Here is a 9,483-nt window from a genome sequence, read left to right on the forward strand (position 1 = left end):
CAGGGTCTCCATTGTAGCTTCCGAATGTGTCGACACGTTGAGGTTGTCGATAGCCGCTGGGGTAAGTAATGCAGATACCTCTGCATAGGTCGCATTCTTGATTTCAATAATAGGATACTGACCGCTATACCCCCAGAGATAAACGGTTCTTAAATTACCATTTTCTAAAATCTCGCGAAAATTGTTAAATAAATCATAGCCTAAACACTCAATCTTCTTCTCGTAACGATCGTCTGGCTGAAAGGGGGTAGCAGAGCCTTCGGGTGGAAGGATTCCTTTCAATCGATTACTAATTTTAAATTCATCTACTTTTATCCCGTTATTAACCAGATTTAACCCATAAACAGCCAAACGCCTCCCGTAATTATCGTAGGTAGAATACTGTCCCTGGGTGATATTCTTTCCTTGACTCCGATGAGCTAGTGTTATTGTTTCTATTGGGGTACCTATTATATTTTTTTCCAATAATTTGGATAACCAAATGTTTGGTTGAATATAGTCGTACGGGTAAACAAAATACCGATCTACCTTCTCTTCTTCACTATTTACTATCGTCGTTTTTCTCAACTGTCCAAAAATTACATCATATTCCATATCCTTCGCTGAACTTATTAGAACTTGATCTCCACTTAAATCATAATCAGTGACTGTTTCATTTAGTAACTGGTATTGAGGAAGAGAAATTTTGAAAAGTGATACACCAAATAAATCACTTGTATTTTCTACAACTCTATATTTACAGGTATTATTAGAATAGATATTTTTTCTATAATATTTTACCATTGAAAATGTATTTGGCAAGAAAGTATATTGACGCGATATAGATCGTTGCTTGACAAACGTATTACCGACATCATCCCATCTATAGTAGGTTTCAGAAGGAACGTTCCCGATGACAGATATATTATTAATAAATTCGGCCTGATACGGCCCATTTGGAAAATAGTATCGGTACGGGATGCTACTATTAATTTCCCTAGAATACCCAATCTTTCCTAATTTCATATTATTGTGGTTGTATTGAATCTTTTCTACATAATTATAATAAATATGTCGCCCAGAGAGAGTAGGACCCAATATATTAGCATGTCCAACGTAAACTACGTAATTACGATCATAGAAACATTCGCAATCCGATATTTGAGAACAATTTGGTAAAGTTATTTTCCATTTCTCATAAAATAGATTATTGTCAACATCTTTTAGATCTCTTAGAACAATGCCGCTGCCGTCAGAGCCATAACTGAAACCATCTCTATTCACAAGAGAATTGTTCTGATCATAATTAGAGATTTCTTTTATGCGTAAACCATCTGCATAGATATTCTGATTGACCTCGACAGAATATTCTCCAGTAACTGCCGCTTCCACATAAGATGCATCAAAAAGAGACGCAGCAGCAGCATCCACCACAGTGGTTATTAATCGATAGCGATTGCCTTGTGTAAGTACAATAGGTGACCTAATACTCTCTGGCTGCGTATATACTTTACTTCGATTAACTTGGAGAACTGTCCAGTTGTTTGTCAGGTCCAAGAGTTTAACAACCTGCATATTTGGTGGATCGACATAAGGGCTAGGTTGTTGCAGTTTCGAAAAATAAACGTTTAAATATGCCGTATTGGGGGATATATATTTATCAACAAGGAAATCCACTGTATCACTGACGGGAACTTTCTTTGAGTTTCCGGTAACCTTCATATTCCGACCAAACGTCCTATTGACTGTCTGATTAGTTTTACCAAAGTAATAATTAGGTTCAAAGTTAAAACTTGTCTTTCCACCTGTGGGATAAACAATTTCCTGTAAAATTCCCGCTTTGATTAGTGAAACATTTACGTTTCTATCTGATAAACCTACATATTCATTGATATTTATACCTGGCAATGACGGTGGCTTAATACGTGGCAAATAATTCGATTCATTTCCATTATAATAACCCCAATAATCTTGTTGTGTAGAATTTGTCGGAGGCAATCTTACACTCATATCATAGATAAAAGAATATTTTTGTTCCTTAGTGATTCCTATTTCAATATTATCCAGTTTTAACCGATAGTCTCGTTGAAATTTAGGATCTGAAGTAGTAAAATAGCTATAGGAAAATGAAACCCGATTAATGAGCGCTTCTTTCCGATATAATTCTATTTCATTTAGTTGATGCCCAGGGTAATCAAATCTAGGATTAAGATATTTAAACACCACTCTACCTTGCTTGGTTGTTATTTCCTTAATACGTGGTTCCACTGTACTATAATTTGAAATACTTTCAGAGTATTCAACTGGGGAAAGGGTATAATCCAAAGGATTAGCATTGTAAAGATACTTTTTCATATAGCTTTTTTGCGTAAGCCATTCTGGCTGTACGCTGTTACCTGAAGGTAATGTCGCATTGGCTGATACTGTTTCATATTGATATGTGATAACGTCACCCTTGACATTTTCAACCTTTGTCAAAAACCAGGTCTGTATATAACGTCTTAATGAAGGTAAAATCTCTCGCGCGCTATCATCGAAGTATAATTGCGGCTGCTCAAAAAAGTACTTAGTACCATCTGTTGTAGTAATAGTAAAAGAATTCGATAAAAATGAAGTACGATTCACCCAATCGACTTTAAAACCAGCATTTACATCGTTGATAATTTTCCTCTCTTCAAGATTGTACATAAACTTGCCAGCTTCCCCGGTTGGAAGCCTAAAACTGAAAATATCTGGTTCGTTATCATATTCTTGGTCTGCATATTTTTGAATCTCAAATTGCGATGTCAAACTATATTTATATTCATAGGTCTTATTTAGATCAATAAATCCATAAGTACCATATTCATCCGGAAGAGAGCGAACCGTACGACTAATCATTCCGGTTATGTTTAATGACCAGGCAAGACCAATTGAAGAGGCCAGTTGTGCTACTTTAATTCCAGTTGCATTGTAATCTATATCAACGCCATATCTGATGGAGCCTGATTCTATGTTGAATAAAGGAATGCGTATATCAGGCACCCCAGTATTCACACCTACATTAAAATCGCCATAACGTAGAAACGCAGCAACATTCGGGGTTACAATCTGTGGTTTTGTATTAAAAGCGTCGGTTTGAGCCATAGAAGACAAAGCTATTAACTGAATAAGCAGAATAAACAACAAGCATCTGCTCAAAAAATTCTTATACATATAATTCTGAGTGTTATAAGTTGAGATCGTTATTTTTTAGATTATCTTTTAAATATTTAACTTTTTTTATTCCTGTTCGAAGAATCATTCATTCACATCTTCCCTGTTTGATTTTGCTTCGAGTCTTTCGATACGCTCCGCCATCTTCTTCATAACTTTATCTTTCTCAATCAGATGTAGCGTCAATTCCTCTATTTTCTTCAATAGAACCTTGTTCATTTCCCCCAAGGATATACCTTCCGCTTCGGCTACGCTCGCTTTAGGCACATCGGGAAGATGGCCATTCGCTTTGATAAACTTTTCCATATCAGACAATGGCGGCAGCTTATATGCCTCTCCAAATACGTAGTCGGGCCAGCCTGTAGTCTCCACCTTGATTTCATGGCTTCGGATCTTGCCATTGACTGCGAGCTCGTATGCACCTGGTGTTGCTGTTTTGATACCTACCTTTCCTGAAAAAGAAAAATCGCCAATACCAATCGGGTTATCCAGCAGTGAGCTTATCGTAGGCTCATTGCCATTGACCTCCTCCAAGCGCGGGCCATAAAAGTACTGTCTGTCATTCACGTTAGGATCATAATACAAGTAAGCACGATGCCGGGTGGCCGTCACACTTGAACTAAATTTGTAATCTACCATTGCAAGTACTTTTTTGCCCGTCACCCCATCATAGATGCCACCAGAACTAACGGTAGAAGGATCGCTGGATCCGTGGACATAGCCGACAAGTAAGTACCACTTATCAAGCTCAGGCAGATTGCCATACCAAAAGTAGGCGTTATTGTTCACAACACCGGCTAAAGAGGTTACCCCCGCTCCACAACCGAAATAAGCTGTTCCGCTTTTTGAATTCGTCCTTTTGATCCAGACCGAAAAACGATAGGTCTTCTGGTGATTGATGGGAATGTCGGCCGAATTCCATCCACCATCTCCATTCTGATCACCACTGGGGGTTCCTTTCCATAGAACAACCTGCCGCCCCTGCGGACCAGCTCCCCACTCCCGTTCATTTTCCGTCACAAGACCGTTTGGTGTAAACCCCGCGGTGCCACCGCTCCCCGTCACCCAGTCGTTGAGATTCAATAGGTTTTGTGCACTACCTTCCATAGCAAAAGCACTAAGGAAACATAAGATTCCTGACTTCAATATGTTCATGATGATAAAATGGTTAATAACAATAAAGGATAATTTATAAATATAAAAGAAACGGCTAATCCAATTGAGCTTAATTACTTTTCATCAGATGGCTGCACGCATTAATTTAAGCTCAATCAAAGATAAGAATTTCTCGAAAATATGTATAAAAGATTTTCGTTAAATATTTCATTGCGCCAGACTTAAATCAAGAGGGTACTCATATGCTTCTGATTTTTATCCAGACGAACAAAAAAACACCCTCAGGTGCTTTCTCATTTACTTCTTTCTGTCGGTTCAGCGTCCGAGCAGCTGACTCTCGGCATAACTCACCAGCATGTATAGGGTTGTTATGAAAGTTGCAGGAACAAGAGCCCCCATTGAAACTTTCGAGTGGCTGGAAAAACTCCAACGTCATGGCCGTACACCGTCACTGAGCAGATACGGGAACCTTTCTTGATCATCGATAAAGCTAAGTATTATTGCTTTGTAGCATCGTCGTAGATTTTGGCTACAATCATTTAAACGACAACGAGAGCGATTTTACATTCGTAATATCCTTCTTAAAAGTATTGCAAAATCTACCTCTCGACCATTATCAAGATACTTTCCCGTTCCCAGTCAAAATCAAAAGCCTTTGCCATATAACGGTTGTTTTATCACGATTATAACATAATCTGCATATTGATGCTACTCCTACAAACAATTCGATTTCAAAAATTAGAATGAATAAAGTATGTGCTGGCAGCTTATACCGAAAGGATTAAACGGATTCTCCTATATAATACAAGATATAAAGGAGTACCCTTAAATGGGGTACTTAGTCTTTCAATATCAATTTTACAGATTTAGCTACTATAATACTCTTCATCAAAAAAAGCCATCTAGCCAATAATTGGATAATATTTTCTTTCTCTCACAAAAGGCACCTTATATCTCACCTCCAAAAGTTTATCTAAGTTATCGGAGAAAAGACCTGGCAGAAAAAGAGGATCACTTGCGACCGTATCTATTTTACAATAAAAGTAATTTTCAAAAGGAAAGCTTTGAATGGCTAGATTTGAATAACGAGCTCCAGACATATATACCGTAATACAGGTTATTTCTTTTACTGACACAGCAAGGACACTACCAACACCCCTAATTTCGATCATATCATCCAATAATACCACACGTCGCCCCCTGCAATATTTATAATGATTTAAATGGACTATAACAGTGGGGACTATTAAAGTACCTACCATCACAATCCCAAGCATTAAGATAACCATATCAAAACCGGTACTCCAAAAAAGCAGAAATATCAGAAAGCAATATATAAGAAGCAGCCATAATCTTTGGAAGTGGCTGCATAATGATATTTTCAGAACCATATTATTTATATCAGTATATTATTGTTAATAGTATTGATAAAATTCGTATCTCCCAGAACCACGCCTGCCGACACTTTATCGTATCAGTCCCTAGTCCTTCAGAGGCTCCAAAAGAAACTGCCACAACAGCATCACACCGGCAGAGGTGCCTGATCCTGGACCAAATGCACTACCGACCATACCTCCGAATTCTCAGCCTATAACTGATGAAGCAAAAGCTCCCGCCAAAACACCTCCACATCTAAACAAAAGAAGATCTCAAAACTATATTTCCCGTGTGCTTTTACCTTGATAACGCTATAAACCTTTCCCGCGCCCCTATTTTGAGATAGCCTAGATCTTTATAATTATCTTTTGTAACCTCATCTTCCGATTTCTACTTCGTAGAACCTCGCTTTCGTAATCCAGCTGCCCCTCCAGTGCATAAGAACTTCCCAAGACATGCGTACCTCCACTCAGGTCAGCCTGCATCTCCTTGCCGTTATAAATGTACTTATTGTCAATGCTCGTTGCAATACTTTTTGTCTTACCGAACGGATAATAATCCTGCTTCTGCATCACTGTAGCTGTAGGAGCTCTGGTTGTACTGTAATCTTACCCTCACTCGATGCTACAAAGAAGATTTCCAAGGCTTTTGGTGTCACACTGGATTATCTCGCACGGGAGACCAGCGAGATGCCCTTTGACCTTAGAACATAAGAAAGGTTTCAGGATATGGAAAAGCCCATAGAAGCGAAAATCATCATATATTTGCACTGCTCGGCGCGTTCCTCTCCAAGAGCAAGATACAAGCCATACTCAAACAACAACGCCCAATCTTTATAGGATTAGGCATTATTGTTTTATAACTTATAATATTTATTTTCAGTTTACATAGATTCATTTCCTCCTTAAAAGGCTGTCTTACATATTCTTTAAAGCGTTCTTCAATGGCACCAAACTTTCGAAAGTTTTTCTTTAGCTTGATTCAGGCTTAAGCTATTCGTTCCACCTTCATATGTCAGATCATTAAATTGAACCCTATCATCCTTCCAATAGCAAACAGGACAAAGTTGAAAACTATTCCCAGCTTCCTCTTTTAATGTAAAATATCCGCAACAGGGACACTCAAACTTTCCGTTTCTATTATTGTCCATATATTTGTAATTGCTGTACGTAATAGTCCATTCCTTTGGTTGGTCGGAAAAATGTTTCTATATGACCTTTTGGATGAACAGTTAAAAACTCCCCTGTTTGAGAATTAAATTTGAAAACCCAGCCTTGCTTTGAAGTAAAACCTTTAATATTTCCCCCAATAGGACTATCAGCTAACTTTATAGCTCGCTTATAAAAGGCATCCTTCGAGATGGCCTTCCATTGCGACGATTCTTTCCCATGTTAAGTAAAATTTTTCGACGGATCATGAATCTAAAATCAAAAAGCAGAGAGTAACATACCCCAATCTGATAAAAGATTAGGTTATGTTTCATTTCCGACTAAATATTGAGGTCTCGTCCAACTGCACCAATGTATTAGTAGTTATAGGCATTAGAAATAATATTTTGACCATGAATCGAAGTATCGTTTTAATTTTTCGCTCAAACTCTTTTTGACAAATTCCCTATCACATCCTTTCTCTGAATAAAGAATTTCAAGAACCCCAACATTTACTATATTTAATACCTCACAATTATCGCTTTCCCCTAAAAAATTAATATATTCAAATGATGTTTTCACAAAACTGCTTTCTCTATCTTCTATTATTCTATTTCCAAGATAAGTTGCAAACTCGTTCATAAACAAATAGATATTGTATTGTGAAGAATAAATAGAGTCCGCTTGTGAATCTACTATACTCTTGTATTCAGGTAATTTTTCATACAAACCTTTACTTAAAATATCAAAAATTAATATATCGATTTCTTTCAATTCTTTCATAAAATTCAGTTACCATTTTAACCCTGTTCCGGTCGTTAAATCCTCTACTATTTCAAAAATAATCTTTCTATCTGAGTCAACTAATTCGCCATAGTTTCCATTTAGTAATTTTCGCATATTTTCCAAAGCATCTTTTGCCTTAACCATGTGGCTACCGGATCCAGATGTCACTGTTCCGTTTTTTATCTCTTCTCTTATCATCGCACCTGTTGATCCATTTCCAAATTTTGCGTTTTCCCTATACAGAAATTTAATCATTTTCTTCAATTGCTCATTCTTTACATTTCTCAGTAACCTCATTCTTGTTGTTCCCAACATCAATTTTGCTGATGCAGCTTCCGTAGTTGACGTTACCATTTTAGTACTAATTCTGTATTGACTAAAATATCCCGCAGTAAACAACTCTACCAAAGAAGTACCGAAATTCCCCAATGATGCAACATAGTTACCATCAGCTAAATTGTTCCCACTTTCTGCTGCAGCTCCAAGAATAGGTACATTGTATGTCCACGTAGGCCACCTGAAATTACTCACATTTCGCCATACATCAACGATCGGACCTACTACACTTCTACTTATTGTATCAGCAGCCATCCCTGTCGGATCTATCATCAGGATCGGATTGTTCATCCCATAATTGTATGGAGACACATCCTCAAACATGTCCGCCAGTGGATCCACTACATTCCATCTACCGATCTCCGCATCATAGAACCTTGCCCCGTAATCGTACTGATCCCCAAGCTCGCCCTGGATCTCCTTCCCATTATAAAGGTACCGATTATTTCCACCCAATACAACCTTGCGCTTGCCAAATGGATAATAATTGTCACGCTGTACCACATCTACCGCAGTCGTGCTGCCTGTACGACGCTTCAACGTCGTACGCACGTTGCCTAGATGATCCGTCAGGGTGTAATGGTAGACATAACTTGTCCCATTCAGCTGCGCATAACCCACCGGATTGTGGATGATATCTATCGTGCCATTGTTGTATTCAATACCATCAACATAGTCTCTTATCGTAGTGATCGGCGTGGTCGTTCCGATCTTCGAGACCTTCTGTAGCTTTCTGCCCGTGGCGTCATACAAAAACGCTACATCCGTGCCGCTCTTCTTTGCCGTCTGTGGCAGGTTCAGGTGATTGTACGTAAAGACCATCCCCAGACGGTCTGTCTTTGCATTACCGTTCGCATCATAGGTATATGATCCGGTCAGTCCTCCCGACAGCCCCGTCAGCTTATTCCCGTCATACGTATATGTCGTCACCAGCTGTGCATCACGCTTCAGCGTCTTGATATTGCCCATATCATCATAGCTGATCGCCTCTGCGATGCTTGCTGATCCGGTCTGCCCATTGGTTCCGCTGATCAAGCGGTTCAATTTATCGTAGCCATATTCAAAAGTACTGGTAGCGCCCGTAGGGGTAAAACGCCACATGACCTGTGCAATATTACCGTTATACTGCCGCACTGCTCCACCGTCCTGGTACATCTGTGACTGGGTAAAATTACTGGAAGCAATCCGCTTGGTCCAGCCACGCTCATTGTAAGTATAGCTGGTTGTATCCACATAGCCAGGTTCTGTTCCAGCCTTACCCATATAACGGGTCTTCAGCTGCCCGATCTCATTGTAGCTATGGGAAGTTAAGATTACTTCCGCTTGTGATCCGATCTTTTCTTTTGTTGAGACCAACCTACCCACATGGTCATAATCATTGGTCGTTACGATTTTTGTTGCAGCTCCCGTCACCGGCGTATGTACACGTGTACTGGTCAGCAGATCTCCCGCAAAGTTATAGGTATTGGTCACATAATCCGTTCCTCCAAGATGGTTCTTTGAAGCAGTCTGGATCACCCTACCATAGTCATCATAGTATAGCACC

Annotated in this window: 7 protein-coding genes; all 7 read right to left on the reverse strand. The window is 39.0% G+C overall.

Annotated features, from left to right (window positions below; genetic code table 11):
* A partial coding sequence (locus tag K7A41_RS00335; protein ID WP_265712113.1) for a hypothetical protein occupies window positions 1-3,105 on the reverse strand: 3,105 nt, incomplete at its 3' end.
* A gap of 153 nt (window positions 3,106-3,258) precedes the next feature.
* On the reverse strand, window positions 3,259-4,329 hold the full coding sequence (locus tag K7A41_RS00340) for a hypothetical protein (protein ID WP_265712114.1): 1,071 nt from the start codon (window positions 4,327-4,329) through the stop codon (window positions 3,259-3,261).
* 863 nt (window positions 4,330-5,192) lie between these two features.
* Window positions 5,193-5,681 (reverse strand): hypothetical protein, encoded by a 489-nt coding sequence (locus tag K7A41_RS00345; RefSeq protein ID WP_265712115.1) that lies wholly within the window; start codon window positions 5,679-5,681, stop codon window positions 5,193-5,195.
* A gap of 333 nt (window positions 5,682-6,014) precedes the next feature.
* Complete coding sequence (locus K7A41_RS00350) at window positions 6,015-6,239, reverse strand: hypothetical protein (protein ID WP_265712116.1); 225 nt, start codon at window positions 6,237-6,239, stop codon at window positions 6,015-6,017.
* A 368-nt stretch (window positions 6,240-6,607) separates the two neighbouring features.
* Window positions 6,608-6,817 (reverse strand): CPCC family cysteine-rich protein, encoded by a 210-nt coding sequence (locus K7A41_RS23710; RefSeq protein WP_416221936.1) that lies wholly within the window; start codon window positions 6,815-6,817, stop codon window positions 6,608-6,610.
* A 391-nt stretch (window positions 6,818-7,208) separates the two neighbouring features.
* Window positions 7,209-7,598, reverse strand: a complete 390-nt coding sequence (locus K7A41_RS00355) for a hypothetical protein (protein WP_265712117.1) — start codon at window positions 7,596-7,598, stop codon at window positions 7,209-7,211.
* Between the two features lie 9 nt (window positions 7,599-7,607).
* Window positions 7,608-9,483: RHS repeat domain-containing protein (locus K7A41_RS00360; RefSeq protein WP_265712118.1), on the reverse strand; the 1,876-nt coding region annotated here is incomplete at its 5' end.

The sequence above is a fragment of the Sphingobacterium sp. InxBP1 genome (genome assembly GCF_026191775.1).
Lineage (GTDB): Bacteria > Bacteroidota > Bacteroidia > Sphingobacteriales > Sphingobacteriaceae > Sphingobacterium > Sphingobacterium thalpophilum.